This window comes from Geodermatophilus sp. SYSU D00703 (genome assembly GCF_054050155.1).
Map to the genome: position 1 here is coordinate 324,168 of NZ_JBJGYU010000001.1, position 25,871 is coordinate 350,038.

The following is a 25,871-nucleotide window of genomic DNA, read 5'->3' on the forward strand; positions in this document are numbered from 1 at the left end:
GATGAGCGGTCCGCGCACCCGCCGGGGCGGGGCGGGCGCCGTCCCGCCCGCCCGGCGTCGCTCCACCGGGCGCCCGTTGTCGAGCGCGGCGTCCCGCCCGGTCCCGGCCGGCTCCCGCGCGGGCAGCCGGCCGGAGGCGCGCCGCGCCGGCCGCCGCACGCCGCGGCCGGTCGCCGGGACGGGCACGCCCCGGCGGCCGCTGTTCACCGGCCGGACGGTGCTCCTCGGCGGGCTGGTGCTGCTGCTCGCGCTGACCCTGGCCGGGCCGATCCGCCAGTTCCTGGCCGGCCGGGCCGAGCTGACCCGGCTGGCCGCCGAGGGCACCGCCCTCGACCGGCGCGCGGAGGACCTCCAGGAGCAACTGGAGCGCCAGGACGACCCGGCCTACACCGCCCGGGAGGCGCGGGAGCGGCTGACCTACGTGCTCCCCGGTGACCGACTGGTCGTGGTCGTCGACGGCGACGCGGTGGAGGGCGACGCCGGGACCGTCCCCCAGCAGTCGGACGCCGAGCTGGCCTGGTACGACGCGCTGCTGCAGTCGGTCGCCGTGGCCGACGGGGACGAGGAGCCGGCCGAGTGAGCGAGCCCAGCGCCCCTGGGGACGTCGTCCGGGAGCCGGTCGGCCCGGAGGATCGGGGGATCGTCGCCCGGCAGCTCGGCCGGCCGCCGCGGGCCCTCCGCGCGGTGGCGCACCGCTGTCCCTGCGGCCAGCCCGACGTCGTCCAGACCTCGCCCCGGCTGGAGGACGGCACCCCGTTCCCCACGCTGTACTACCTGACCTGCCCGCGGGCCAGCGCCGCGGCCAGCCGGCTGGAGTCCACCGGCCGGATGCGGGAGTGGCAGGCCGACCTGGGCGCCGACCTCGAGCTGGCCGCCGGGTACCGGGCCGCCCACGAGGCCTACCTGGCCGAGCGCGACGCCCTCGGCGTGCTGCCCACCCGGAACACCGCCGGCGGCATGCCCGACCGCGTCAAGTGCCTGCACGCGCTCGCCGGCCACGCGCTCGCTGCCGGGCCGGGGGTCAACCCGATCGGCGACCGGGCGGTGGCCGAGATGGGGGAGTGGTGGGCTCAGGGCCCCTGCGCGCAGGACCGCGAAGACGCCGGCCGAGGGAGCATCGCAGGGAGGTGCCCGGAGCCGACAGCGAGTGAGCATCGCAGCGAGCGCCGGCGAGCGAGGAGCGGAGCGAGCGCGGAGGCGACCGCGGGCGTCGACCGGGGAGCGGAACGAGACCGGAGTCGAGCCGTGGACGACGCATGACGCGGGTGGCCGCGATCGACTGCGGGACCAACTCGATCCGCCTGCTGGTCGCCGACGTCCCGCCCGAGGGGCCGCACACCGACCTGCTGCGCCGCATGGAGGTGGTCCGGCTCGGCCAGGGGGTCGACGCCACGGGACGGCTGGCGCCGGAGGCGATCGCACGCACCCACGCCGTCCTCGCCGAGTACGCCGCGCAGGCGCGCGAGCTGGGTGCGACGGCGGTCCGCATGGTGGCCACCAGCGCCAGCCGGGACGCCGCCAACCGCGCCGACTTCGAGGACATGGTCGTCGCGACGCTCGGCCAGCTGCCCGACGTCGTCGCCGGCGACGAGGAGGCGCGGCTGTCGTTCCTCGGCGCCACCGCCTCGCTGGACGCCGCGGTCGCCGCGCACGGCCAGCCCGCACCGGAGCCGCCCTACCTGGTCGTCGACATCGGTGGCGGGTCCACGGAGTTCGTCCTCGGCGACGCCGGGGGTGTCCGGGCGGCCCGCTCGGTCGACGTCGGCTGCGTCCGGCTCACCGAGCGGCACCTGCACGGCGACCCGCCCACGGCCGACGAGATCCAGCGGGCCGAGGCCGACATCCGGGCCGCGCTCGCCGAGGTGGCCGCGGTCGTGCCGGTCGAGGAGGCCGCGACGCTCGTCGGGCTGGCCGGCTCGGTGACGACGGTGGCCGCCCTGGCGCTCGGGCTGCCCGCCTACGACCCGGTCGCCATCCACGGGTCGCGGATCCCGGTCGCCGCCGTCCGCTCGGTGACCGCCGGGCTGTTGACCGCCACGCGGCAGCGGCGGGCGGCCGAGCCGGTCATGCACCCCGGCCGGGTCGACGTCATCGGCGCCGGCTCGCTGGTCCTGCGGGTGGTCATGGACGCCTTCGCCCTCGACGACGTGGTCGTGAGCGAGCACGACATCCTCGACGGCATCGCGCTCGGGCTGGCCGGCCGCTGACTCAGGTGCGCGCCCGCCGGGTGCGCAGGCCGTGCATGACCGCGCGGGCCAGCTCGCGTGGCCGGCCGCGGAGCGCCCGCCGGGCCAGCGTCAGGGAGCCGCCGATGACGGCGGTCGCCGTGAAGTAGCCGGCGGAGCCCAGCAGCCCGGGGCGGGCGAGCAGGACCCGCGTGGTCGTCACCTCGTCGGGACGCCAGCGCAGCTTGTAGTCCTCCAGCCCGCGGAGGAACGAGTACTCCGTCATCTCCAGCCGCGTCGCGCGCTCGAGCGCGCCGCTGACCAGGAGGACCGCGGTGTCGATGTGCTGGCGCAGCGCGGGGGAGATGCCGGCGAGGTAGTAGGCCAGCTGGTCGTGACCCACCAGGTCCACCTCGCTGGCCATCAGCTCGCCGTCCAGGCGGTACTCGACGAGCACTGCCTGGCCGCGCTCGATCATCGGCACCAGTGCCCCGACGAGGTGCTGCCGGAACCGGTCGGTGAGGTGCTCGGGGTTGCCGCGGCGGCCGGCCCACTGGGCCTCGTGGAGCCTGATCAGGTCGGGAACGGCCCGCGGCACGGAGGCGGGGTCGACCTCGGTCCGCTGCACGTCGAGCCGCTCGATCTTGCGGAGCTTGCGGCGGAGGGTCCCGGCCGTGCGCGCCGGGACCCGGGCCAGGACGTCGGACACGGGCAGCGCCGGCAGCTGCAGGTGCACCGATGCGGCGGTCCGCCGGACGCGGCCCGGCCAGCCCTGCGCCCAGCCCTGCACCGCGGCGCCCGGGAGCACCTCCGGCAGGTCGACGAGCCGCCATCCGGGCACCTGCAGGAGCGCCTGGACGAGCCGGGGCCCGGCGTCGGCCACCCGCGGGTCCACGAGGACGTCGGTGTGGTCGGAGAGGTCCCCGCCGAGCGGGACGAGTGCGTGCACCAGGCCGCGGCGGACCCGGTGCAGGGCGGCGGCCGCGACCAGGACGCCGTCCGCCCACACGGCGGCCACGGCGAGCTGCCCGTCAGGGACGTAGGCCCGAGCCCAGGCGCTGGTCCAGGCGTGCGTCTGGAACGGCGTGGCCGACGGGCAGCGGGCCCAGAGGTCGTCCCAGGCGTCGGCCAGGGCGTCGAACCCGGCGTGGTCGTGCACCAGCACGACGTCGGCGGACCCCCGCTGGGGGCCGTCGTCCGCCCGGCCCGGAGCCCCGCCGGACGTCACCGGAGCCGGTGGCACGGCCGGGGTGGTCTCCTCGTCGGCCGTCCCGTCGTCGACCGGGAGACCGACTCCGGGGCCGCGCCCGGAGAGAGACACCGTTCCGTCCACCGTTCCCACACTCCTCACCCGTCGGCACCGGAGACGTCGTCCGTCCCGGTCGCCGACCGCGGTCGAGGCTAGGTGGGAGGCGTGGCGCTGAGCGGGGCCGAGGCGCTGACGAACCCCGAAAGGGGGAGCCCGGGGCGGTGCTCGCGGCCGGTCGGCGCCGGGGTCAGGGACGCGGGCTCTCGGTGTTCACGCCGGGCGGCAGCCTGCCGGTGAGCTTCTCGTAGGTCGCCGCCGCCCCGCGGGCGGCGGCGAGCCGGCCGGCCGCCACGGCCACGCCGGAGACGGCCGCCCACGCCAGCGCCTCGCCCCAGCCGACCCCGGGCGCGGCGGGGTTCTTGGGCGGGGTCGTGCCGCGGACGGCGTACCAGCCGGCGTCGGTGAGCCTGCGGACGGCGACCCCCGTCCCGGCCGCCATGCCGGTGCCCAGGAGCTTCCAGGTGAGCGGCGACTTCTGTGTCTTCTTCCGGGCCACGGCGGTGATCATGCCGTCCCGACCGGTGTCCGCGCGCTCCGGGGCGGGTGATCCACTGGGGGCGTGGCTCCGACGCCGCCGGCCTCCCGCGAAAGGACCCCGATGCCCCCCGCGCCTCGCAAGCTCGCCGCGGGCCCCGACACCGGGGCCGTTCGGACCCCGGCCGGCGTCGTCCGCTCGGCCCGGGGCGCCCGCGACCTCGCCGTCCTAGACAGCCGGGTCTCCGGCTGCCGGGCGTGCCCGCGCCTGGTGGCCTGGCGGGAGGAGGTGGCCCGGACGAAGCGGGCCTCGTTCCGGGAGTGGGAGTACTGGGGCCGTCCGGTGCCGGGGCTCGGCCCGGCCGACGCGCGCATCGCCGTCGTCGGGCTGGCCCCGGCCGCGCACGGCGGGAACCGCACCGGGCGGGTGTTCACCGGGGACCGCAGCGGCGACTGGATCTTCGCCGCGCTGTGGCGGGCCGGGCTGGCCAACCAGCCCACGTCCACCCACGTCGGGGACGGGCTGGAGCTCCGGGACGTCCGCGTGGCCGCCGCCGTGCGCTGCGCGCCGCCGGCCAACGCGCCGACGCCGGAGGAGCGGGACACCTGCTCCCCGTGGCTGGCCCGCGAGCTGGGCCTGCTGCCGCGGCTGCGGGTCGTGGTCGTCCTCGGCGGCTTCGGCTGGACGGCGCTGTGGCCGGTGCTGGCCGAGGCCGGCTACCGGCTGCCGCGCCCGCGGCCGGCGTTCGGGCACGGGGTCGAGGTGCCCCTCGAGGGGCCGCGCGGGCCGCTCACCCTGCTGGGCAGCTACCACGTGAGCCAGCAGAACACCTTCACGGGCAGGCTCACCGAGCCGATGCTCGACGCGGTCCTGGCGCGGGCCACCGAACTCGCCGCAACGGTGCCGGGACCGGGGTCGGCCCCCTAGGCTCGCCCCATGGCGCAGCGACCCGTGGTCCTGGTCGTGGGCGGCGGTTACGTCGGCCTCTACACCGCCCTGCGGCTGCAGAAGCGGTTGTCCCGGGGGCGGGCGGAGATCGTCGTCGTCGACCCGCAGCCGCACATGACCTACCAGCCGTTCCTCCCGGAGGCGGCGGCCGGCTCGGTGGAGCCCCGGCACGTGGTGGTGCCGCTGCGCCGCACGCTGCCGCGGTGCCGGGTGATCACCGGCGCGGTGACCAGCCTCAGCCACGCCGACCGGCGCGCGCACGTCGCGCCCATCGAGGGGGAGCCCTTCGAGCTGTCCTACGACGTGCTGGTGATGGCGGCCGGTTCGGTGGCGCGCACCCTGCCCATCCCCGGGCTCGCCGAGCACGGCATCGGCTTCAAGACCGTCGGCGAGGCGATCTACCTGCGCAACCACGTGCTCGCCCGGCTGGACGCGGCCAGCTCCACCGACGACCCGGACGTGCGCCGCCGGGCGCTCACCTTCACCTTCGTCGGTGGCGGGTACGCCGGGGTGGAGGCGTTCGCCGAACTCGAGGACATGGCCCGCTACGCCGTCGAGCACTACTACCCGCGGCTCTCGCCGGCGGACATGCGCTGGGTGCTGGTCGAGGCGATGGGCCGGATCCTCCCCGAGGTGGACCTGGACATGGCCGCCTGGACGGTCAAGCAGCTCACCGCCCGGGGCATGGACGTGCGGCTCAACACGCGGCTGGAGTCGGTCTCCGACGGCTGCGTGGTCCGGCTGTCCGACGGCGAGGAGTTCGCCAGCGACACCCTGGTCTGGACGGCGGGCACCAAGCCCAACCCGATGCTGGCCCGGACCGACCTGCCGCTGGACCAGCGCGGCCGGGTCGTGTGCGAGCCGACCCTGCAGGTGCGCGGGCTGGAGCACGCGTGGTCGGCCGGTGACCTGGCCGCGGTCCCGGACCTCACCAAGGACGACTCCGGCGCCACGACCGCGCCCAACGCACAGCACGCCGTCCGGCAGGCCAAGCGGCTGGCCGACAACGTCGTGCTGGCGCTGCGCGGGGAGCAGCCGGTGCCCTACCGGCACGAGTACGCGGGGTCGGTGGCCAGCCTGGGCCTGCACAAGGGCGTCGCGCAGGTCTACGGGGTGAAGCTCAAGGGCTGGCCGGCGTGGTTCATGCACCGCAGCTACCACGTGAGCCGGGTCCCGACCTTCAACCGCAAGGCGCGGGTGGTCGCGGACTGGACCCTCGCGGCGGTGTTCCGCCGGGAGGTCATCTCCCTCGGGCAGCTGCAGGACCCGCGCCGGGAGTTCGTCGCGGCGGCCAACACCGGCCGGGCCGGCCAGCTGCCCCCGCCGTCGGCGGCCGACCGGGCCCAGTCCGGCTCCGCGCAGGCGAGCTGACCGGCGCCTCGGTGCGCCCGACCCGGCAGGGTCGGCGTTCCGACGACGCAGCCCCCGTAGCCCAATCGGCAGAGGCAGGCCCCTTAAAAGGGTCCGAGTGTCGGTTCGAACCCGACCGGGGGCACGCTGTCGGTCAGCCCGAGGTCTCGATGCTGCCGTCGTGGGCCTCGAGCGGGCCGGACCGGAGCGGCGGCGTCGGCGGCGTCCCCTGCTCCTCCACGACGTGGACCTCGACGACGTACTCCTCAGGGTCGGCGAAGACGTCCCGGAACCCCTCGTCCCGCACCACCTCGCACCCCGAGCCCGAACCATCGATCCACTGGTCACCGATCCCCAGGTCGACGACCTCCGCGCCGGCACGGTCCAGGACCACGCTCTCGATGCTGTCCCCGTCCTGGGGCAGGTCGTTGTCCCAGATGAAGCAGATCACCGGCAGGGCGTTGCGGTCCTCCAGCTCCAGCCACGCCTCCCCGCCGTTCTGCCAGTCCGCGCGCAGGTGCACGCCGTCGTCGTCCAGCGCGGCCAGGGTCGTCGTGACGGTGGCCGCCAGGCCGAGCGCCGCCAGGGTGGCGACCACCGTGGTCCTCCGGCTCCAGGTGTTCATCGTGTCGTCTCCGCTCGGCTCGGTCAGGTGACGATGACGTGGGCGGTGGCCGTGCCGGCGAGGGCGCCGGTGAGCCAGTGCCGGAACTGGTAGGTCACGGTGTGGGTCCCTGCGGAGGCCGGCGTGAGGATCAGGTCGTAGCGCTCCGCCGTGGTGCTGGTGAACCGGTTCTGCTGCCGTGCCAGCGGGAACGGTTCGGGGAGCAGTTCGCCGTCGGACATGTGCACGACCGGCCGGAGCGCGCCCGGGAAGAGGACCGTGTTGACGAAGTAGGCGCCGGTCAGGTGCCGCAGCAGGATCCGCTGGCCGACCCGCGCTCGCACCGTCGTCCTCCGGTCGTTCCGCGAGCGCCCTGCGTCGACGCCGTTGACGGTGAAGTACCGCGGTCGGAACCGGTTGAGCCGGGTGCGGTCGGCGATCGCGTCCTTCTCCCCGGAGGCGTGGTTGTAGTCGCGCCAGGTCGGGTCGATGTCGTAGGTGGCCCACATCGCCTCGACGTCGTACTGCGGGCCGCCGACGTAGAGGGTGCCCGGGCCGGACGGCGGGTCGATGACGAGGTAGCCGAACATGCCCATCTGGACGTGCAGCGGGGCGTTGCGGTGGCAGTGGTAGAAGAACGTGCCGGCCCGCGAGGCCCGCCACTGGTAGGTGTAGTCGCTGTTCACCGTGAACGAGGTGTCCGGCACCCCGTCGTTGTAGGTGGACGGCTCGATGCCGTGGTGGTGGATGGTGTGCCGGTTGATCGCCGGCTCGATCACCGTGTGGACCACCTGGCCCTGCCGCACCCGGATCGGAGTGGAGGGGAAGGGCTTGTCGTCGTCCGGGTCCTTGAAGGCCCAGTACTCGACGTCCTCCCCGTCGGAGAACTCCAGCTTGTCGTTGAAGACCTTCCGCACGAAGGTCGCGTCCGGCCGGACCCGCCCGGGCGTCTCCGGGCTGGCCTCCGGGTAGTTGTGCCCGAAGTGCGTGGACTGGGTGAGGTCCGCGGGGCGGTTCTGGTCGATCGGGACGAGTCCGCCGGCCATCGTGATCAGCTCCTCTCAGTCGAAGACGGCCTCGGAGACCATGCCGCCCGCGTAGTGGCCGCCGCTGGCGGTCTCGGCCATCTCGATGTGGTCGTGCACCACGTACTTCTGCGCGCGGTCGACCACGGGGAACGAGTCCGGCGGGGTGTTGAACGGGAACAGCACGTCCACGGCGGTGCCCGGGGGGACGCGCACGGTGTCCTTGTTCGCGCCGACGATCCACGGGGTGTCCGGGTGGCTGAGCACCCAGATGTGGTTGCCGTGGAAGTGCACCGACCGCGGCGCCCGCCCGGTGTTGATCATCCGCACGAGCGTGGCGTCCCCGGGTGCGGTGAGCGATCCCGCCTCGCCCTCGAGGAACGTGGCCGGGTCCTCGACCGCCAACATCCCGCTGATCCCGTTGATGAGGAAGTACTCCGGCTCGGGGTCGTTGGGCAGCGCGACGCGGCCGCCGGCGAGGTCCCGGGCGGTGACGGGGTTCAGCTCCGCGAACAGCCACGTGCGCTCCTGGACGATCTGGGTCGGGATCGCGACCTGCTGGGTGCCGAACAGTGGCTGGCGCCGCGCCCGGGCCAGGGCACCGGGGAAGTTCGCCTCGATGGAGCCCGCGGCTCCCCGCGCCCGGACGACGAGAGCTCCGGTCGCACCGAGTGCACGCCCCGTGTCGGCGCTGCCGTCGATCGTGCCGATGTACACGAACGTGCCCGGGCGGTCGGGTGCGGTGAACGAGATGGTGCGGCTGGCTCCCGGCGGGACCGGGTCGACCGGGACGCCGGGGATCCCGGGCACGGTGAGCCCGATCTGCCGGCCCGTGCCGTTGGTGAGCGTCAGGTTGACCGTGTCGCCGGTCTCGACCTCGAGTCGGCCGCCGGGGATCTCCACCCGGTCAGGAGCGCTGCCGAAACCGAGGACCGGCACCACCAGGCCGTCGATCATGATCCGCTCGCCGCTCAGCGCGAACAGCTGCGCATCGACCACGTCGGCGGCGGCCCGCTCGGCGGAGGCGAGCAGGCCGCCGCCGACGAGGACGAGCGTCGCTGCCGCTCCGATGCCGTACCTGAGCGCCGTGCGGCGCGAGACCGGGGTCTCGGTGGCGTCCATGGGGCCCTCCGGGGCTGGCTGGCGTCGGTGCGGGGGGAAGGGGGCGCCCCGCTGGCTGACCCGAGGATCCGTTTCCGAGTCGTTCCGGAACCAGGCCGAACGAGGGGGGTGCCGTGTCCCCCATTCGGGGGACGTGCCGCGGTGGGCGCACCGCCACCGACGAGCGCAACGGAACTCCCCGGAACGCGCAGGCCCCCTCGGGCGTTGACCTGACCGAGTGGAGTCCAGCACCGTTGACCCCACGAACCGCCCGGTCACCTCAAGGAGATGACGATGCCCAGCCACAACCCGGTCTTCGGCCGGGGCTTCGCGAACGCCGCTGCCGGCAACGGCCAGCAGTACGGCCAGTGGGGTGGTGCACCGCAGTACGGCGCTCCCCAGTACGGAGCCCCCCAGTACGGCGCCCCGACGCAGGACCCGTACGCCGCCCCGTCGCCGTACGCCCGGTCGCCGTACGCGCCGTCGACGACGCGCTACATGACGATGGACGACGTCGTCCAGAAGACGGGTCTGTCCTTCCTCGTCACCGTCCTCTCGGCCGCCGTCACCTGGGCGCTGCTCCCGCAGGAGCTGGCGTTCGGCCTGGCGCTGCCCGCGGTCCTGGTGGCCTTCGTGCTGGGCCTGGTGATCTCGTTCAAGCAGATCGCCAACCCGGCGGCCACCCTGGCCTACGGCGCGCTCTACGGTGTCGCGCTCGGTGCCATCAGCGAGGCGTTCAACAACCTCTGGCCCGGCATCGTCGTGCAGGCGGTCATCGGCACCTTCGGTGTCTTCGCCGGCATGCTGGTGGTCTACAAGACCGGCGCCATCCGGGTCACCCCGAAGCTGACCCGCTGGATCGTCGGCGCGATGTTCGGCGTCCTGGCGCTGATCCTGGTCAACCTCGTCGCCAGCCTGTTCGTGGGCGGTGACGCCCTCGGCCTGCGCAGCGGCGGCCCGGTGGCCATCCTGTTCAGCGTCATCGTGATCGGCGTGGCGGCGTTCTCGCTGCTGCTGGACTTCGACATGGCCGACGAGGCGATCCGCCGCGGCGCCCCCGCGAAGTTCGCCTGGTACATCGCCTTCGGCCTGCTCGTGACGGTCGTCTGGCTGTACCTGGAGATCCTGCGGCTGCTGTCCTACCTGCAGAACGACTGAGGGAGGACCCCGCTGCCCCCACGCCTCGCACGCGCAGGCGGAGGACCCCTGCAGCGGGGCCATCCCACGACGGTGGCCCGGTCCCCACGAGGGGGCCGGGCCACCGTCCTGTCGGGGGCCGGTCGGCGGCGTGGGTGCTCCGGCTCGTCCGCCCCGGATGAGGCGGGGGAGGGGCGGCTCCGGTGGGGTCGTGGGCGGACCCGGGCAGTCACCGCCGGACGGCGCCGCAACGGAAGTCCGGCTGACGGGTCCTCCACCCCGCGACGGCCGGCCGCGACGCCGGAACGGGACCGCTGCCGCGCCCAGCCCTCGCCTGGAGGCCCCGGATGTCCGCTCCCACCGATCCGACCACCACCACCGCGCCCGTTCCCGGAGCCGTGCCCCAGCCGCGGGCCGCCGCCGGCGTCGACCGCTCCGCGATCCGCCCGTTCCAGGTGTCCGTCCCCGAGGCGGAGATCCTCGAGCTGCGCCGCCGCGTCGCCGCGACGCGCTGGCCCTCCGCGGAGCTCGTCGGCGACCGGACGCAGGGGGTGCAGCTGGCGACGATGCGGGCACTCGCGCGCCACTGGCTCACCGAGTACGACTGGCGCGCGTGCGAGGCGCGGATCAACGCGCTCCCGCAGTTCACGACCGAGATCGACGGCGTGGAGGTGCACTTCGTCCACGTGCGGTCCCGGCACGAGGACGCGCTGCCGCTGGTCATGACGCACGGCTGGCCGGGCTCGGTCGTCGAGCTGCTCGAGACCGTCGGACCGCTCACCGACCCGACCGCGCACGGCGGCGGCGCCGAGGACGCCTTCCACCTCGTGCTGCCGTCGCTGCCCGGTTACGGCTTCTCCGGCAAGCCGCGGGAGCTCGGGTGGGACGTCGCCCGTGTCGGGCGCGCGTGGGCGGAGCTGATGCGCCGCCTCGGCTATCCCCGCTACGTGGCCCAGGGCGGTGACGTGGGCGCCGGCGTCACCGACGCGATGGGCCGCCAGGCACCCGAGGGGCTGATCGGCATCCACCTCAACCTGCTCGTGACGGCGCTGGCCGGTCCCCAGCCGACGGACACCGAGCAGGAGCGCGCGGCCGCCGACGCGGTCCAGACCTTCCGGACCAGCGGCTTCGCCTACTTCCTCGAGCAGGCCACCCGCCCGCAGACGATCGGCTACAGCCTGCTCGACTCACCGATCGCCCTGGCGGCCTGGATGCTCGACCACGACACGGACTCCTACCACAAGATGGCCCGCGCCTTCGTCGACGGGCAGCCCACCGGCAACCTCACCCGCGACCACGTCCTCGACAACGTGACGCTGTACTGGCTGACCGGCACCGGCGCCTCGTCGGCCCGCTCCTACTGGGAGAGCTACGGCCCCGACGCCCCCGCGGCGGCCGCGGCCGACCAGGCTCCGCCGGAGGTGTCGGTCCCGACCGGCTTCACCACGTTCCCCGGCGAGATCTGGCGGGCGCCGCGCAGTTGGGTGGAGCGGTCCTATCCGCGCCTCACCTACTTCAACGAGGTCGATCGGGGCGGCCACTTCGCCGCCTGGGAGGAACCCGAGCTGTTCACGACCGAGGTCCGGGCGGCGTTCCGGCCGCTGCGCGGCTGACCACCGGGGCCGACGGACGACGGCGGCCCGGCCCCTCGAGGGGACCGGGCCGCCGGGCCGGGGTGCCGGGATCAGGAGAGCCGCTCCAGGACCATCGCCATGCCCATGCCGCCGCCGACGCACATCGTCTCCAGGCCGAAGGTCTTGTCCTTGGTCTGCAGGCCGTTGATCAGCGTGCCGGTGATGCGGGCGCCGGTCATGCCGAACGGGTGGCCGACGGCGATCGCGCCGCCGTGCACGTTGAGCCGGTCGATGTCGATGCCCAGGTCGCGGTAGCTCGGGATGACCTGCGCGGCGAACGCCTCGTTGATCTCCACCAGGTCGATGTCGCCGATGCTCATGCCGGCCCGCTGCAGGGCGAGCTTGGAGGCGTCCACCGGCCCGTAGCCCATGATCTCCGGCGACAGCCCCGTCACCGCGGTGGAGACGATCCGCGCCAGCGGGGTCAGCCCCAGGTCACGGGCCTTGGTGTCGCTCATGACCACGACCGCGGCGGCGCCGTCGTTGAGCGGGCAGGCGTTGCCGGCGGTGACCCGCCCGTCGGGGCGGAACACCGGCTTGAGGCCGGCGATGCCCTCGAGCGTCGTGCCGGGCCGGGGGCCGTCGTCGGTGCTGACCACGGTTCCGTCGGGCGTGGTGACCGGGGTGATCTCGCGCTCCCAGAAGCCCTCGGCGATGGCCTGCTCGGCGAGGTTCTGGCTGCGGACGGCGAACTCGTCCATCTCCTGCCGGGAGACGTCCTTGAGCAGCGCCAGGTTCTCGGCGGTCTGGCCCATCGCGATGTAGATGTCGGGCAGCTCGCCGTTCTCCCGCGGGTCGGTCCACGAGTCGGCGCCGCTCTCGGCGGTCTTGGCCACCCGGGCCTCGGCCTCGCTGAACGCGGGGTTCTTCGTGTCGGGCAGGGAGTCGCTGCTGCCCTTGGCGAAGCGGGACACCATCTCCACGCCGGCCGAGATGAACACGTCGCCCTCGCCAGCCTTGATCGCGTGCATCGCCATGCGGGTGGTCTGCAGCGAGGACGAGCAGTAGCGGGTGACGGTCGTACCGGGGAGGTGGTCCATGCCGAGCAGGACGCTGACCACGCGCGCCATGTTGTAGCCCTGCTCCCCGCCGGGCAGGCCGCAGCCGAGGATCAGGTCGTCGATGTCGGTCGGGTCGAGCCCGGCCAGCCCGTCCAGTGCCGCCCGCACGATCGTGGCGGTCAGGTCGTCGGGGCGCAGGTCCTTGAGCGAGCCCTTGAACGCGCGCCCGATGGGGGAGCGGGCGGTCGCGACGATGACGGCTTCGGGCATGGGTCCTCCACGGTGAGGCGGATCCGACGGGGCACGCCGGACGTCGGGTCGCCCCCGAACCTACTCCCCGGTAACGCTCACCCGAAGGCGGATGCGGCCCGTCAGGCGACGCCCACTGCCCGCCCTCCGCGCGGCGGCCGCGCGCGCTGCGGTGCTGCCGCCGCTGTGGGTCAGGCCACGGGTGTCTCGGCGGCGCGCTCGGCCTGCTCGGGCGTCGGCAGGTCCGGGGGACGGCGGCGGCGCAGCCGCGCCCAGGGCCCCCGGGGACCGGTCTCCGAACCCCGGACCGCGGTGGCCTGCACCTCGGTGCCGGTGCGGCCGGCGGCGCGTGCGGCGGCCCGGGCGACCGGGCGGACGGTGTCGCGGCGCAGGTTGCGCAGACCGCGGTCGGCGGCCGCCGGCCAGACGCCGAGCGCGTCGGCGACCGACGGCAGCAGCACCGCGGCCGCGGCCGCGTACCCGGCCCCGCTCGGGTGGAACTCGTCGACGCTGAACAGGCCGCGGTCCTCGGCGAAGCGCGGGCCCAGGACCGAGCCGAGGGACACCGTGCGCCCCCCTGCCTCGACCACGGCGATGGTCTGCGCGGCGGCCAGCTGCCGGCTCCACCGGCGGGCCAGCAGCCGCAGCGGCTGGCCGATCGGCCGGATCGTGCCGAGGTCCGGGCAGGTGCCGACGACGACCTCCACGCCGGCCTCGACCAGCCGGCGGACGGCGTCGCGCAGGTGCCGCACCGAGACGGCGGGGCGGGTGCGGCTGGTGACGTCGTTGGCGCCGATCATGATCGTCACGACGTCCGGGCGCTCGACGAGGGCCTCGTCGACCTGCTCCTCGAGCTCGTAGGACTCCGCCCCGGAGACGGCGAGCCGGACCAGCCGGACCGGCCGTTCCGCCAGCTCGGCGAGGGCGGCGGCCAGCAGCACGCCGGGGGTCTCGGCGGCGCGTTCCACGCCCAGCCCCACCGCGCTGGAGTCGCCGAGGACGGCGAGGACGATCGGCTTGCCGCGGCCGCGGCCGTAGACGCCGTTGCCGGAGGGCGGATCGGCCTTCGACGTCCGCGCCTCGACCCGTCGCCGGGCGGCGCGTGCCTGGGCCCGCAGCAGGGCGACCACCCCGGCGCCGACGAGCCCCAGCCCGCCGCCGCCGTAGGCGGCACCGGTGGCCAGTCGCCATGCCCTGCCCGCTCGAGTCACCGCCGCGCCGTCCTCCCGTTGCACGAAGCACCTGTCCCCGCAGGTTAACCGCCCCTACGGTGGCTCCCATGGCGGATTCCCTCGCAGGGGGCAGCGGCGACCGGTCCCGGCAGATCGTCGACGTGCTGGTCGACGCCTTCGCCGAGTTGATGACCGCGGACGCCGACGCCTTCCGCACCAAGTTCCGCAAGATGGCGGCCGACCCGTTCGCGTTCTACCGGGGCAGCGCCTGCCTGTTCTACGCCGACATGGCCGAGCAGGAGGACCGCTGGTGCGACGAGCGGACCAGCCGGGTGTGGATCCAGGGCGACCTGCACGCGGAGAACTTCGGGACCTACATGGACGGCGGCGGGCGCATCGTCTTCGACGTCAACGACTTCGACGAGGCCTACCTGGGCCACGTCAGCTGGGACCTCCGCCGGTTCGTCGCCAGCTTCGCGCTGCTGGCGTGGCGCAAGGCCCTGGGGGACGACGTCATCGCCGACCTGGTCCGCCGGTACCTGTCCGCCTACCTCGACCAGGTCGCGGCCTTCACCCGGCTCGACGACGACCGGTCCTTCGCCCTGGTCAAGGAGAACACCGAGGGCGCCGTCCACGAGGCCGTGCTCCGGACCACCGCGCGCACCCGGCAGGCGCTGCTGGACCGGATGACCGTGGTGGAGAACTTCCAGCGGCGCTTCGCCGAGGGGCCGCGCAACCGCCCGCTGGAGGACACCGAGCGCGACCGGGTGCTGGCCGCCCTCGACCGGTGGCGCGAGACGGTGTACCCGCCCCGCCGGCGGCGCGACGTCGCCTACGACGTCAAGGACGTCGTGGCCACCGGCGGCTTCGGCATCGGCAGCGCCGGGCTGCCCGCCTACAACGTGCTCATCGAGGGCTACGACCAGGCGCTGGAGAACGACGTCGTCCTCTCGCTCAAGCAGGGGAACGTGCCGGCCCCGAGCCGGATCGTCCGGGACCCGGAGATCCGCGCGCACTTCGAGCACGAGGGCCACCGGACGGCGGTCAGCCAGCGGGCGCTGCAGGCCAACGCCTCGCAGTTCCTGGGGCACACCGAGATCGACGGCGTCGGGTTCGTCGTCCAGGAGCTCTCGCCGTACGAGGTCGACCTCGACTGGGAGGACCTCACCGAGCCCGAGGAGATCGCGCCGGTCATGACGCAGCTGGGGCGGGCGACGGCGAAGGTGCACTGCGTCGGCGACGTCGACAGCGACCACACCCTGGTGCCGTTCCAGACCGAGGAGGCGATCACCGCGATGATCGGGGACCGCCGCGAGGAGTTCACCGAGGACGTGATCGCGTTCGCCGCGGCCTACGCCCGGCGCACCCAGGAGGACCACCGGCTGTTCGTCGACGCGTTCCGCGCGGGGGAGATCCCGGGGATCAGCTCGAGCGGGGCACAACCGGCGCGCCGTTGACCCTGCCCGGCAGGTACCCGGCGATGAGGGCGGCGAGGTCGGCCGCCTGCCACCGGTGACCGCTGCCGGGCACCACCGCGCGCTCGGCGGACGCCAGCGCACCGATCACGGACTCCGCGGCGTCGACGAAGAACGGGAAGGGGTCCGACCCGAGCACGACCACCGTCGGCGCGGTCACCGACCGCCACAGGTCCGCGCGGGGCGCCGACTGCGTCCACGCGAGCGCCTCGGCGTCGGCCTCCACGGTGGGTGCCATCCGTTCGAACAGCGGCCACTGCGGCCCGGTGCGCATGGCCTCGAACCACTCCGGCGGCATGCCGCCCATGTAGGTGCGCAGGGTGCCCTCGCGGTCCCCGGCCGCCACCCGTTCCCGGATCGCGGCCAGGAACTGCGCGCCGTCGGTGCCCTCCTCCTCACCCAGCGGCACCTCCCAGAGCACCGAGCGCTCCACACCCGGCAGCTCGGCCGCGGCGGCCAGGGCGATCGCGCCGCCGGAGGAGCTGCCGTACAACCAGGCCCGCCCACCCACCACGCCGAGCAGCGCGCGGATCGCGGCGACCTCCCCGGCCAGCCGGAACGGCGGCTCGCCGCCGCTGTCGCCGCGCCCGGGGCGGTCGGGGTGGACGACGTCGAACCCGCGGGCGGCCAGCTCGGTGGTCAGCGCGCGGGTGTCGGGGTCGACGGCGCGGAACTGCCCGGCGCCGCCGACCAGGACCAGCGGCTGGCCGGCGCCCTCGCGGTCGTAGGCGATGCGGACGCCGTCCTCGGTCTGCACGTACTCGGTCATGCACGGCAGACCCGGCGGAGGGCCGGGAGTCAGCGGCCGGTCGTGGTCCTGCTTCAGCGGACCCGGCGGCCCCGGCGGGTGCGGAGGTAGTCGGCCACCACGTACTCGCCGAGCCGCTCGCTGTCGGGGGTGAACACCCGGCCGCCGGCCCGCTGGGTGATGTCGTGCACGAAGTGCACCAGCCCCGGCTCGGGGTCGAGGGCGAAGACGTTCATCGTCGCCCCGGACCGGGCCACCCGCTCCACCTCGGCGACGGTGCGGGCGATCGTCTCGGGCATCGGCGGCCAGCAGAAGAACGGCGTCCCGTCGTCCTCCAGGTGGGCGGTGGGCTCGCCGTCGGTGACCACCAGGACCACCGGCTCGGCGTCCCGGTGCCGGGCGAGGAACCGGCGGGCCAGGATCAGCCCGTGCTGCAGGTTGGTGCCCTGCAACGTGTCCACCGAGAGCTCGGCGAGCGTCTCCGGGCGCAGCACCTGCGCGGTCGAGGAGAACCCGATGATCTGGATCGCGTCCTGCGGGAAGCGGGTGGTCACCAGCGAGTGCAGCGCCATCGCCGTGGACTTGGCCGCCCCCCAGGTGCCCCGCAGCGCCATCGAGTAGGAGAGGTCGACCAGCAGGGCGACCGCTGCGCCGCTGCGCCGCTCGGTCTCGGCGACCTCGAAGTCCTCGACGGTGATCCGCACGTGCCGGTCTCCCTCGGCGCGCGGCTCGTGCGCGGTGCGCAGGACGGCGTTCTTCACCGTCCGGACGACGTCCAGCGGCTGCTCGTCGCCGAACTGCCACTCCCGGCTGCCGCCGGTCAGCTCCCCGGCCGCGCCGGCGTCGGCCATGTCGTGGTCGCCCCGGCCCGTGGCGTCGAGCTTGGCGAACACCCGCCGCAGCGCGGTGGCGCCGAGCCGGCGGACCGCCTTGGGGGAGAGCTCCAGCCGGCCGTCAGAGCGGTTCAGGTAGCCCTGCCGCTCCAGCTCCCGCTCCAGCTGGCGCAGGGCGGCGAGGTCGTCGACCGCCGGCCGGCCCAGCGCCCGCTCCAGCAGCTCCTCGTCGACGTCGGCCAGCGAGGCGCCGGCGTAGCCCTGGGAGAGCTGGTTGGACAGCGCCTCGAGGTCGGCGAGCTCGGCGACCGCGCTGGTCGCGTCGCCCACGCCGAGGGCCTGCTCGCCGTCGGGCACCTGCCCGCGCTGCCCCCACGGCAGGTCGGGGCGGGCCTGGCGGAGAGCGTCCTGCAGGTGCGCCATCTCGCTGGCCAGGCCCATGTCGGCCATGGTCTGCGCCATCAGGTCGGCCAGCTCGGCCCGCTGCTCGGCGGAGAGGCCGGCCATCATCCGCTCCTGAGCGGCGGCCCGGCGGGCGAGGGAGTCGATCAGCTCGTCGATGGACTGCGGGTCGTCCGGGAAGAACTGGCCGTGCTTGTCCATGAACTCGGCGAACTGCTCGTCGGTGTCCTCACCGCGGTTGTGCGCGTCGATGAGCTGCGAGAGGTCGGCGACCATGTCCTTGACCGCCTGCACGTCCTGCTCGGTGGCGTTCTGCAGCGCCTGCTTCATCGAGGCGAAGGAGCTGTCGAGCACCTCGCGGCGCAGCAGGTCCTGGATCTGCTCGTAGGCGTGCCGGGCCTCCTCCGAGCGCCAGTCGTAGTCCTTCAGCGCCCGGACCGCGCCGGCGGTGTCCTCCGGCAGCGCGTCGAGCTCGGCCTCCCTGAGCCGGGCCATGTCGTCCGGGTCGGGGAACAGCTCGCGCCGTTCGGCCTCGAGCGCCCGGTCGAGCAGCTCGCGGACCTCCTGGAGGGTGCCGTCCATCCGGCCGGCCTGGCGCGCCTGGCGCAGCCGGTCGCGCACCGACCGGCGCAGCTCGTCGAGTCCGCGGCGGCCGTCCATGCCGCGGCGCAGCAGCTCGCGCAGGGCCTCGCGGACGCCGCTGCCGCCGAGCACGGAGTCGCCGATCTCGTCGACGGCGCTGCCCAGGTCGTAGGGCGGCGCGAGCGGGTCGGGCCCGCCGTGCCATCTGGAGTAGCGGTGCCCGCGACCGCGGCGGAAGGCCATCTAGTCCTCCTCGCTGGCGCTCGTCGGGATGGCCCGGGCCGCTGTACGCACGGATGAGCCCGCGAGCTCGCTCATCTCAGGCCCCGTACACCGTGCGCGGGCCGTCGGTGTCCTTGGCCAGCCGCCGGGTGAGGTAGAGCCCCTCGAGGGCGAACTCGACCGCGGCGGCGGCCTGCTCGGCCGACTGCTCGCCCTCCGGCACGCCCAGCCGGCCCAGCAGCTCGGCCAGCTTCGGGATGGTGCCCAGCTGACCCAGCAGCGCCGCGGCGGGCACGAGCTCGCCGGACTCGACGGTCTCCCCGCCGGTGAAGTGCTCCTGCAGCCCGGTGAGGTCCAGGCCGGCGCAGCGGGCGCGGAAGGTCTGCGCGGTCGCCTGGCGCAGCAGGTGCTCCAGGATCTCCAGCTCCCGCTCGTCGTCCGGGTCGGTGCCGGCGTCGGCGAACTCGACCTTGCCGCGGCTGGCCGGGACGATGCTGGGCAGGTCGACCACCCGCGCCACCGGCCGGGTCTCCCCGGCGACGGCGGCCCGGCGGACGGCGGAGGCGGCGATGGTCTCCAGCCCCGCGATGGCGAACCGGGCGCTGACGCCGGAGCGCTGGTCGACGTGGCTGGACTCGCGGACCAGCCGGGCGAAGCGGGCGACGATCTCGGCGAGGTGCTCGGGGATGATCGGCGCGTCGAAGTGCCCGTCCGCGGCCGCCGCACCGTGCTGCCCCGCGCCCGGCCCGCCGAGCCAGCTGGTGTGCGCCTCCTGGTGCAGCAGCCGGATCTCGTCGGCCAGCTCGAGCGGGTAGTGGGTGCGCACCTCGGCGCCGAAGCGGTCCTTGAGCGGGGTGATGATCCGCCCGCGGTTGGTGTAGTCCTCGGGGTTGGCGCTGGCGACCAGCAGCAGGTCCAGCGGCAGCCGCACGCGGTAGCCACGGATCTGGATGTCCCGCTCCTCGAGCACGTTGAGGAGCGCCACCTGGATGCGCTCGGCGAGGTCGGGCAGCTCGTTGACGCTGAAGATGCCGCGGTTGGTGCGCGGCACCAGCCCGTAGTGCACCGTCTCGGGGTCGCCCAGGGTGCGGCCCTCCGCGACCTTGATCGGGTCGACGTCGCCGATCAGGTCGCCGACGCTGGTGTCCGGCGTCGCCAGCTTCTCCCCGAACCGCTCGCTGCGGTGCAGCCAGCCGACCGGCGTGGCGTCGCCGTGCTCGGCGATCTGCCGGTGCGCCCAGGCGCTGATCGGGTGCAGCGGGTGCTCGTTGAGCTCGCTGCCGGCCAGCACCGGCGTCCACTCGTCGAGCAGGCCGACCAGCGTGCGGATCAGCCGCGTCTTGCCCTGTCCGCGCTCGCCGAGCAGCACCAGGTCGTGGCCGGCGATGAGCGCGCGCTCCACCTCGGGGACGACGGTGTCCTCGAAGCCGACGATGCCCGGGAGCGTGGTCTCGCCGGCGCCCAGGCGGGCGAGCAGGTTGGCGCGGATCTCGGCCTTGACCGGCCGGAAGGTGGCCCCGCCGTCGCGGAGCTCGCCCAGAGTCGTGGGGGCGGGGGGAGCGGAGGCTGTGGTGCCCGGGTCCGTCACCCCAGCCACGGTACGACGCTGGTGGTGTCTGTCGTCCCCCGGACGACACCGCGGCCGATTTCCGTCCCCGGCCAGGTGGAGCGCGTTCCGTCGTGGTGCGTCCCGTCGTGGTGCGTTCCGTCCGGTGCCGCGTCGGCTGCGAGGATCGACCCGTGGTCGCTGCGCAGGTGCCTCTGGTCAGCGGGGCGGACGTCGTCGCGGCGGCCGCCCTCCTCGACGGCGTCGTCCGGCAGACGCCGCTGGAGCACTCCCGTGCGCTGGCCGAGCGGGCCGGCGGGCCGGTGTGGCTCAAGTGCGAGAACCTGCAGCGCACCGGGTCGTTCAAGATCCGCGGGGCGTACGCCCGGCTGGCCCGCCTGAGTGCGGACGAGCGCGCCCGCGGGGTCGTCGCCGCCAGCGCGGGCAACCACGCCCAGGGCGTGGCGCTGGCCGCGCAGCTGCTCGGCATCCGGGCCACGGTGTTCATGCCGGAGAGCGCCCCGCTGCCCAAGGTGTCGGCCACCCGCGGCTACGGCGCGGACGCCCGGCTGGTGGGCCACGACCTCACCGAGGCCATGGCCGCGGCGACGGAGCACGCGCAGCGCACCGGGGCGGTGCTCATCCACCCGTTCGACCACCCCGACGTGATCGCCGGCCAGGGCACCGTGGGTCTGGAGGTGCTCGCGCAGTGCCCCGACGTCGCCACCGTCGTCGTCTGCACCGGGGGCGGTGGGCTGGTGTCCGGGATCGCCGCCGCGGTCAAGGCCCGCCGTCCGGAGGTCCGGGTGGTCGCAGTCCAGGCGGAGGCGGCGGCCGCGTTCCCCGGCTCGCTGGCCGCCGGCCGGCCCGTGGCGCTCGGCGGGATGGCGACGATGGCCGACGGCATCGCCGTCGGCGCACCGGGGGAGCTGACCTTCGCCCACGTCCGCGACCTGGTCGACGAGGTGCGCACGGTGAGCGAGGAGGACCTGTCCCGCGCGCTGCTGTTCTGCCTGGAGCGGGCCAAGCTCGTCGTCGAGCCGGCCGGGGCCGCGGCGGTCGCCGCCGTGCTGGCCGACCCCGAGGCCTTCCGGCCGCCCGTCGTCGCCGTGGTCTCCGGCGGGAACATCGACCCGGTCCTGCTGCTCAAGGTCGTCCAGCACGGCATGGCGGCGGCCGGCCGGTACCTGCGGCTGCGCCTGCGGGTGCCCGACCGCCCGGGGTCGCTGGCGGCGGTGCTCACCGAGCTGGCCGACGTCGGGGCCAACGTGCTCGAGGTCGAGCACGAGCGCACGGCCACCCGCCTGGACCTCGGCGAGGTGGAGGTGTTCGTCGTCCTGGAGACCCGCGGCCCCGAGCACGCCGAGGAGGTCCTCGGCCGGCTGGCGCACGCCGGGTACGCGGTCACCGCAGGCTGAGAGAGGACTCCCTGCCACCGGGGAAGGCCCCCGTCCTCCTCGTCCGTCGCAGGCTCGGGACGAGCCTCGGGACGGGGGCCGGCGGCGGCCCCTGCAGGGGCCGGGGGCCTGCCGGCAGCGGACCCGTCGCGGGAGCGGAAAACCGTTCGGGAAGTGTCGGTACCGGCACCTAGTTTCGCTGTCATGAGCGACGCGATCGTCGTCGAGGGGCTGGTCAAGCGGTTCGGTGCGACCACCGCGCTCGACGGAGTGGGCTTCACCGTGGCCGAGGGCGCGGTGCTGGGCCTGCTCGGGCCCAACGGCGCCGGGAAGACGACGGTGGTGCGCATCCTCACCACCCTGCTGCGGGCCGACGCCGGCCGGGCGGAGGTCGTGGGTCTCGACGTCGCGCGCGAGGCCGACGCGGTGCGCTCGTCCATCGGGCTGACCGGGCAGTACGCGGCCGTCGACGAGTACCTGACCGGCTTCGAGAACCTGGAGATGGTGGGCCGGCTGTACCGGCTCGGCCGCCGGGAGGCCCGGGCGCGGGCGGGCGAGCTGCTCGAGCGGTTCGACCTGACCGACGCCGCGCACCGGCCGGCCAAGACGTACTCGGGCGGCATGCGCCGGCGGCTGGACATCGCCGCCTCGCTGATCGCCCGGCCCCGCGTGCTGTTCCTCGACGAGCCGACCACCGGGCTGGACCCGCGCAGCCGGCTGTCGATGTGGGAGTTCATCGCCGATCTCGCCGGCGGCGGGACGACGATCCTGCTGACGACGCAGTACCTGGAGGAGGCCGACCGGCTCGCCGACCGGATGGTGGTCATCGACCGGGGGCGGGTGATCGCCCGCGGCACCGCCGACGAGCTCAAGGCGCAGGTCGGCGGTCAGCGGTTGGAGCTCACCGTGGGCGACGCCGGTGACCTGAAGGAGGCCGTCGGCCGGCTGCGGGTGCTCGCCGTCGACGAGCCGCGGCTGGACGAGTCGACCCGCCGGCTGTCCCTCCCCGTCAGCGGCGGCACCGACGACCTGGCCTCGGCGCTGGGCCTCCTGGAGGGCAGCGGCATCGAGGTGCTCGACGTCGGCCTGCGCCGTCCCGACCTCGACGACGTCTTCCTGACCCTCACCGGCCATGCGGCGGAGGCCACGGCCGCCGAAGGGAACAGCGGCAACGGGACCGACCGGACATCGGTGCGGTCCGGAGGAGGTGCGCGATGAGCGCGCTGGGTGTGGCGGTCTCCGACGGCCTGACGATCACCCGCCGCAACCTGATCAAGGTCAAGCGGGTGCCGGATCTGATCGTCTTCGCGACGCTGTCGCCGATCATGTTCGTGCTGCTGTTCCGCTACGTCTTCGGCGGCGCGATCCTGCTGCCCGACGGGATCAGCTACGCGGAGTTCCTGCTGCCCGGCATCTTCGCCCAGACGGTCGTGTTCGGGAGCACCATCACCGGCGCGAGCCTGGCCGAGGACCTGCAGAAGGGGCTCATCGACCGGTTCCGCTCGCTGCCGATGTCCCGCTCGGCGGTGCTCATCGGCCGCACGGTGGCCGACCTCGGGCTCAACGCCGTCTCCATCGTGGTGATGGCGCTGACCGGGCTGGTCGTCGGCTGGCGGATCCACTCGTCGGTGGCCGAGGCGCTCGCCGGGTTCCTGGTGCTGTTGGTGTTCGCCTTCGCGATCTCGTGGCTGATGGCCGTCGTCGGGCTGCTGGTGCGCACGCCCGAGGTGGTCAACAACGCCAGCTTCATCGTGATCTTCCCGTTGACGTTCGTGGCCAACACCTTCGTGCCGCCGGAGACCTTCCCCCCGGTGCTGCGCACCTTCGCGGAGTGGAACCCGGTGTCCGCGGTGGTGCAGGCCGCCCGCGAGCTGTTCGGCAACACCGTGCCCGGCGCCCCGGTGCCGGAGGCCTGGCCGCTGCAGAACCCGGTGCTCTACTCGGTGATCTGGACGGCGGTCATCCTGATCGTGTTCGTGCCGCTGTCGGTGCGGCTCTACCAGCGCACGGCCAGCCGGTGACGTGGACCGGTCGCGGGGCCAAGGCGTCCCCGCGACCGGTTCGGGGGCTCGGCGGCGGCCGGGGACGGCACCTGGCCGCGGTGTGGTCGCTGCGAGCGGGGGGCCGGAGGCCTCCCCGAGCAGGGACGGGGCTCTGGGGCTCGGCGGCGGCCGGGGACGGCACCTAGCCGCGGTGTGGTCGCTGCGAGCGGGGGGCCGGAGGCCTCCCCGAGCAGGGACGGGGCTCTGGGGCTCGGCGGCGGCCGGGGTGGGCACGTGGCCGCGGTGCGGTCCGGAGGACCGCAGTGACATCGTGGGCCCCGATGAGCGCCGTCGAGACCACCTCCGCCGTCCCCTCCGCCGACAACCCGCTGCTCGAGCCGTCCCCGCTGCCGTTGCAGCTGCCGCCGTTCGCGGCGACCACCCTGGAGCACTGCCGCGAGGCGATGCTCGCCGGGATGGCCCAGCAGCGGGCCGAGGTGGCCGCCATCGTGGGCTCGCCGGAGCCGCCGACGTTCGAGAACACCGTCGTCGCCCTCGAACGGTCCGGGCGGCTCTACCGCCGCGCCGGGGCGGTGTTCCACAACCTCGCCTCGTCGGTCGCCGACGACCGGCTGCGGGAGATCGAACGCGAGCTCGCGCCGCTGGAGTCCGCGCACGCTGACGCGCTGCGGCTGGACCCCCAGCTGTTCGCGCGCATCGATTCGGTCCACGCCGCGCGGCACGAGGCCGGTCTCGACGCGGAGTCCGTCCGGCTGGTGGAGCGCTACCACCTGGACTTCGTGCTCTCCGGCGCACGCCTGGACGACGCCGGCCGGGCCAGGCTGTCGGGGGTGAACGGCGAGCTGTCGGCACTGTCGACGACGTTCGGCCAGAACCTCCAGGTCGCGACCGAGGCCGCGGCGGTGGTCGTGGCCGACGCCGCGGAGCTCGACGGTCTCGGGGAGGAGGAGGTCGCCGCCGCCGCCCGCGCGGCCGCCGACCGCGGCGACGAGGGGTTCCTGTTGCCGCTGCTGCTGCCCACCGGTCAGCCGGTGCTGGCCAAGCTGCGCGACCGTGACCTGCGCCGCCGGGTCTTCGAGGCCTCGGTGAGCCGCGCGTCGGACGGCGAGCGCGACAACGGCCTGATCGCGGCGCGGATCGCCCGGCTGCGGGCCGAGCGGGCCCGGCTGCTCGGGTTCGACACGCACGCCGACCTGGTGCTGGCCGACTCGACCGCGCGGACCACCGCGGCGGTCGACGCGATGCTCGCCACCATGGTGGGGCCGTCGCGGGCCAACGCGGAGGCCGAGGCGGCCGCGCTGCGCGAGGTCGCCGCCCGCGACGGGGTGGCCGACCTCGCGCCGTGGGACTGGGCGTTCTACAGCGAGCGCGTGCGGGCGGAGCGGTACGCCGTCGACACCGCCGCCCTGCGGCCGTGGTTCGAGCTGGAGCGGGTGCTGGTCGACGGCGTCTTCCGGGCCGCCGAACTGCTCTACGGGTACCGCTTCACACCGCGCCCCGACCTCACCGGCTACCACCCCGACGTCCGCGTCTGGGAGGTCACCGACGAGGCCGGCGAGACCGTCGGGCTCTACCTCGGCGACTACCACGCGCGGGAGGGCAAGCGCGGCGGGGCGTGGATGAGCTCGTTCGTCACCCAGTCCCGGCTGCTCGGCACCAAGCCGGTGGTGGTCAACAACCTCAACGTCACGCGCGGCGCCGACGGGCAGCCGACGCTGCTGACCCTCGACGAGGTGGACACCCTCTTCCACGAGTTCGGCCACGCGCTGCACGGGCTGAGCTCGGCGGTCACCTACCCGCGGTTCGCCGGCACCAGCGTGCCCCGGGACTTCGTCGAGTTCCCGAGTCAGGTCAACGAGATGTGGGCGCTGTGGCCGGAGGTGCTCGACAACTACGCCCGGCACGTCGAGACGGGCGAGCCGCTGCCGGCCAGCGTGGTGGAGGCGATCGAGGCGGCGCGGCTGTGGGGTGAGGGGTTCGCGACGCTGGAGTACCTGGCGGCGACCCTGCTGGACCAGGCCTGGCACCGCATCACCCCGGAGACCGAGGTCGGCGACCCGGCGGAGTTCGAGCGGGCGGCCCTGGCTGCGGCCGGCGTCGCCCACGACCTGGTCCCGCCGCGCTACCGGACGACCTACTTCCAGCACGTCTTCGCGGGCGGCTACGCGGCGGGCTACTACTCCTACATCTGGTCGGAGGTGCTCGACGCCGACACCGTGGAGTGGTTCAAGGACAACGGCGGCCTGCGGCGGGAGAACGGCGACGTCTTCCGCGAGCGGCTGCTGGCGGTCGGGGGCTCGGTCGACCCGCTGGAGGCGTTCCGCGCCGTCCGGGGCCGGGACGCCGACCCGACGCCGCTGCTGCGCCGCCGCGGGTTGCTGCAGGCCACGGAGTCGGTCGGCGTCGACCGGGGCGAGGGGCTGGCGCCGGCCTGACAGCGGCCGAGCGGAGTGCCCGCGGTCGCGTTCTCCGCGCCGTGGCACTCCGCTCGGG

The 25,871-nt window shown here is 74.7% G+C and carries 22 protein-coding genes and 1 tRNA gene; 13 read left to right on the forward strand and 10 right to left on the reverse strand.

The window, feature by feature from the left end; translation table 11 throughout:
* Position 1: 1 nt before the first annotated feature.
* From ACI782_RS01590 to ACI782_RS01600, 3 genes are read left to right on the forward strand one after another with little or no spacing between them, the layout of a single operon-like run.
* The gene (locus ACI782_RS01590; RefSeq protein ID WP_456905386.1) at positions 2–580 is read left to right on the forward strand and encodes an FtsB family cell division protein; all 579 of its coding nucleotides are present in this window, start codon (positions 2–4) and stop codon (positions 578–580) included.
* Positions 577–1,260, forward strand: coding sequence for a DUF501 domain-containing protein (locus ACI782_RS01595; protein WP_456905388.1), 684 nt, complete (start codon positions 577–579; stop codon positions 1,258–1,260). The genes ACI782_RS01590 and ACI782_RS01595 overlap by 4 nt, the downstream gene beginning before the upstream one ends.
* The gene (locus ACI782_RS01600) at positions 1,257–2,207 is read left to right on the forward strand and encodes a Ppx/GppA phosphatase family protein (RefSeq protein ID WP_456905390.1); all 951 of its coding nucleotides are present in this window, start codon (positions 1,257–1,259) and stop codon (positions 2,205–2,207) included. Before ACI782_RS01595 ends, ACI782_RS01600 begins: the two co-directional genes overlap by 4 nt.
* Position 2,208: 1 nt before the next feature.
* Here the strand turns inward: ACI782_RS01600 and ACI782_RS01605 are convergent, their stop codons facing one another.
* Positions 2,209–3,486, reverse strand: a complete 1,278-nt coding sequence (locus tag ACI782_RS01605) for a GNAT family N-acetyltransferase (RefSeq protein ID WP_456905392.1) — start codon at positions 3,484–3,486, stop codon at positions 2,209–2,211.
* Positions 3,487–3,661: 175 nt separating this feature from the next.
* Positions 3,662–3,982, reverse strand: coding sequence for a DUF4235 domain-containing protein (locus tag ACI782_RS01610; protein WP_456905393.1), 321 nt, complete (start codon positions 3,980–3,982; stop codon positions 3,662–3,664).
* 90 nt (positions 3,983–4,072) lie between these two features.
* On the opposite strand from ACI782_RS01610, the gene ACI782_RS01615 reads away from it, so the two are divergent.
* The 3 genes from ACI782_RS01615 to ACI782_RS01625 all read left to right on the forward strand — a co-directional run bounded on the left by ACI782_RS01615 (position 4,073) and on the right by ACI782_RS01625 (position 6,392).
* Positions 4,073–4,876 (forward strand): uracil-DNA glycosylase, encoded by an 804-nt coding sequence (locus ACI782_RS01615; RefSeq protein WP_456905395.1) that lies wholly within the window; start codon positions 4,073–4,075, stop codon positions 4,874–4,876.
* A 9-nt stretch (positions 4,877–4,885) separates the two neighbouring features.
* Positions 4,886–6,268, forward strand: a complete 1,383-nt coding sequence (locus tag ACI782_RS01620) for an NAD(P)/FAD-dependent oxidoreductase (protein ID WP_456905397.1) — start codon at positions 4,886–4,888, stop codon at positions 6,266–6,268.
* A 50-nt stretch (positions 6,269–6,318) separates the two neighbouring features.
* Positions 6,319–6,392, forward strand: a tRNA-Leu gene (locus ACI782_RS01625).
* Between the two features lie 9 nt (positions 6,393–6,401).
* Here the strand turns inward: ACI782_RS01625 and ACI782_RS01630 are convergent.
* Genes ACI782_RS01630 through ACI782_RS01640 form a run of 3 tightly spaced genes read right to left on the reverse strand, consistent with a single transcriptional unit; the run spans position 6,402 to position 8,998 of the window.
* Positions 6,402–6,872: a hypothetical protein gene (locus tag ACI782_RS01630; RefSeq protein WP_456905399.1), complete on the reverse strand. Its 471-nt coding sequence runs from the start codon at positions 6,870–6,872 to the stop codon at positions 6,402–6,404.
* Positions 6,873–6,895: 23 nt separating this feature from the next.
* On the reverse strand, positions 6,896–7,897 hold the full coding sequence (locus tag ACI782_RS01635) for a multicopper oxidase domain-containing protein (protein ID WP_456905401.1): 1,002 nt from the start codon (positions 7,895–7,897) through the stop codon (positions 6,896–6,898).
* 15 nt (positions 7,898–7,912) lie between these two features.
* On the reverse strand, positions 7,913–8,998 hold the full coding sequence (locus tag ACI782_RS01640; RefSeq protein ID WP_456905403.1) for a multicopper oxidase domain-containing protein: 1,086 nt from the start codon (positions 8,996–8,998) through the stop codon (positions 7,913–7,915).
* 273 nt (positions 8,999–9,271) lie between these two features.
* Between ACI782_RS01640 and ACI782_RS01645 the strand changes: the two genes are divergently transcribed.
* Positions 9,272–10,135 carry a Bax inhibitor-1/YccA family protein gene (locus ACI782_RS01645; RefSeq protein WP_456905405.1) on the forward strand — a complete coding sequence of 288 codons (864 nt, stop codon included), beginning with the start codon at positions 9,272–9,274 and terminating at the stop codon, positions 10,133–10,135.
* 326 nt (positions 10,136–10,461) lie between these two features.
* Positions 10,462–11,727 carry an epoxide hydrolase family protein gene (locus tag ACI782_RS01650; RefSeq protein ID WP_456905407.1) on the forward strand — a complete coding sequence of 422 codons (1,266 nt, stop codon included), beginning with the start codon at positions 10,462–10,464 and terminating at the stop codon, positions 11,725–11,727.
* Between the two features lie 71 nt (positions 11,728–11,798).
* Here ACI782_RS01650 and ACI782_RS01655 read toward each other — a convergent pair whose 3' ends face one another.
* Both ACI782_RS01655 and ACI782_RS01660 read right to left on the reverse strand, forming a co-directional pair.
* Complete coding sequence (locus ACI782_RS01655) at positions 11,799–13,019, reverse strand: acetyl-CoA C-acetyltransferase (protein ID WP_456905409.1); 1,221 nt, start codon at positions 13,017–13,019, stop codon at positions 11,799–11,801.
* 170 nt (positions 13,020–13,189) lie between these two features.
* Complete coding sequence (locus ACI782_RS01660) at positions 13,190–14,209, reverse strand: SGNH/GDSL hydrolase family protein (RefSeq protein ID WP_456905411.1); 1,020 nt, start codon at positions 14,207–14,209, stop codon at positions 13,190–13,192.
* A gap of 68 nt (positions 14,210–14,277) precedes the next feature.
* Between ACI782_RS01660 and ACI782_RS01665 the strand changes: the two genes are divergently transcribed.
* A complete protein-coding gene (locus ACI782_RS01665; RefSeq protein WP_456905413.1) occupies positions 14,278–15,627 on the forward strand; it encodes a DUF2252 domain-containing protein in 1,350 nt (449 codons plus the stop codon).
* Here the strand turns inward: ACI782_RS01665 and ACI782_RS01670 are convergent.
* The 3 genes from ACI782_RS01670 to ACI782_RS01680 all read right to left on the reverse strand — a co-directional run bounded on the left by ACI782_RS01670 (position 15,593) and on the right by ACI782_RS01680 (position 20,029).
* On the reverse strand, positions 15,593–16,414 hold the full coding sequence (locus tag ACI782_RS01670; RefSeq protein ID WP_456905415.1) for an alpha/beta fold hydrolase: 822 nt from the start codon (positions 16,412–16,414) through the stop codon (positions 15,593–15,595). The genes ACI782_RS01665 and ACI782_RS01670 overlap by 35 nt on opposite strands.
* A gap of 53 nt (positions 16,415–16,467) precedes the next feature.
* On the reverse strand, positions 16,468–18,453 hold the full coding sequence (locus ACI782_RS01675; protein WP_456905417.1) for a VWA domain-containing protein: 1,986 nt from the start codon (positions 18,451–18,453) through the stop codon (positions 16,468–16,470).
* Positions 18,454–18,529: 76 nt separating this feature from the next.
* On the reverse strand, positions 18,530–20,029 hold the full coding sequence (locus ACI782_RS01680) for a sigma 54-interacting transcriptional regulator (RefSeq protein ID WP_456905419.1): 1,500 nt from the start codon (positions 20,027–20,029) through the stop codon (positions 18,530–18,532).
* Positions 20,030–20,172: 143 nt separating this feature from the next.
* Between ACI782_RS01680 and ilvA the strand changes: the two genes are divergently transcribed.
* The 4 genes from ilvA to ACI782_RS01700 all read left to right on the forward strand — a co-directional run bounded on the left by ilvA (position 20,173) and on the right by ACI782_RS01700 (position 25,813).
* Positions 20,173–21,396 (forward strand): threonine ammonia-lyase, encoded by a 1,224-nt coding sequence (ilvA, locus tag ACI782_RS01685; RefSeq protein ID WP_456905421.1) that lies wholly within the window; start codon positions 20,173–20,175, stop codon positions 21,394–21,396.
* A gap of 183 nt (positions 21,397–21,579) precedes the next feature.
* Positions 21,580–22,593, forward strand: coding sequence for an ATP-binding cassette domain-containing protein (locus ACI782_RS01690; protein ID WP_456905423.1), 1,014 nt, complete (start codon positions 21,580–21,582; stop codon positions 22,591–22,593).
* Positions 22,590–23,396 (forward strand): ABC transporter permease, encoded by an 807-nt coding sequence (locus ACI782_RS01695; protein ID WP_456905426.1) that lies wholly within the window; start codon positions 22,590–22,592, stop codon positions 23,394–23,396. The genes ACI782_RS01690 and ACI782_RS01695 overlap by 4 nt, the downstream gene beginning before the upstream one ends.
* A gap of 302 nt (positions 23,397–23,698) precedes the next feature.
* Positions 23,699–25,813 (forward strand): M3 family metallopeptidase, encoded by a 2,115-nt coding sequence (locus tag ACI782_RS01700; RefSeq protein ID WP_456905428.1) that lies wholly within the window; start codon positions 23,699–23,701, stop codon positions 25,811–25,813.
* Positions 25,814–25,871: the final 58 nt, after the last annotated feature.

Bases quoted from the DNA above. Each gene is read 5' to 3' on its own strand.
- ACI782_RS01630 (WP_456905399.1), bottom strand. From the start codon at position 6,872: ATGAACACCTGGAGCCGGAGGACCACGGTGGTCGCCACCCTGGCGGCG.
- ACI782_RS01590 (WP_456905386.1), top strand. From the start codon at position 2: ATGAGCGGTCCGCGCACCCGCCGGGGCGGGGCGGGCGCCGTCCCGCCC.
- ACI782_RS01635 (WP_456905401.1), bottom strand. From the start codon at position 7,897: ATGGCCGGCGGACTCGTCCCGATCGACCAGAACCGCCCCGCGGACCTC.
- ACI782_RS01700 (WP_456905428.1), top strand. From the start codon at position 23,699: ATGAGCGCCGTCGAGACCACCTCCGCCGTCCCCTCCGCCGACAACCCG.
- ACI782_RS01690 (WP_456905423.1), top strand. From the start codon at position 21,580: ATGAGCGACGCGATCGTCGTCGAGGGGCTGGTCAAGCGGTTCGGTGCG.
- ACI782_RS01655 (WP_456905409.1), bottom strand. From the start codon at position 13,019: ATGCCCGAAGCCGTCATCGTCGCGACCGCCCGCTCCCCCATCGGGCGC.
- ACI782_RS01620 (WP_456905397.1), top strand. From the start codon at position 4,886: ATGGCGCAGCGACCCGTGGTCCTGGTCGTGGGCGGCGGTTACGTCGGC.
- ACI782_RS01645 (WP_456905405.1), top strand. From the start codon at position 9,272: ATGCCCAGCCACAACCCGGTCTTCGGCCGGGGCTTCGCGAACGCCGCT.
- ACI782_RS01665 (WP_456905413.1), top strand. From the start codon at position 14,278: ATGGCGGATTCCCTCGCAGGGGGCAGCGGCGACCGGTCCCGGCAGATC.
- ACI782_RS01610 (WP_456905393.1), bottom strand. From the start codon at position 3,982: ATGATCACCGCCGTGGCCCGGAAGAAGACACAGAAGTCGCCGCTCACC.
- ACI782_RS01675 (WP_456905417.1), bottom strand. From the start codon at position 18,453: ATGGCCTTCCGCCGCGGTCGCGGGCACCGCTACTCCAGATGGCACGGC.
- ACI782_RS01615 (WP_456905395.1), top strand. From the start codon at position 4,073: ATGCCCCCCGCGCCTCGCAAGCTCGCCGCGGGCCCCGACACCGGGGCC.
- ACI782_RS01670 (WP_456905415.1), bottom strand. From the start codon at position 16,414: ATGACCGAGTACGTGCAGACCGAGGACGGCGTCCGCATCGCCTACGAC.
- ACI782_RS01600 (WP_456905390.1), top strand. From the start codon at position 1,257: ATGACGCGGGTGGCCGCGATCGACTGCGGGACCAACTCGATCCGCCTG.
- ACI782_RS01640 (WP_456905403.1), bottom strand. From the start codon at position 8,998: ATGGACGCCACCGAGACCCCGGTCTCGCGCCGCACGGCGCTCAGGTAC.
- ACI782_RS01695 (WP_456905426.1), top strand. From the start codon at position 22,590: ATGAGCGCGCTGGGTGTGGCGGTCTCCGACGGCCTGACGATCACCCGC.
- ACI782_RS01650 (WP_456905407.1), top strand. From the start codon at position 10,462: ATGTCCGCTCCCACCGATCCGACCACCACCACCGCGCCCGTTCCCGGA.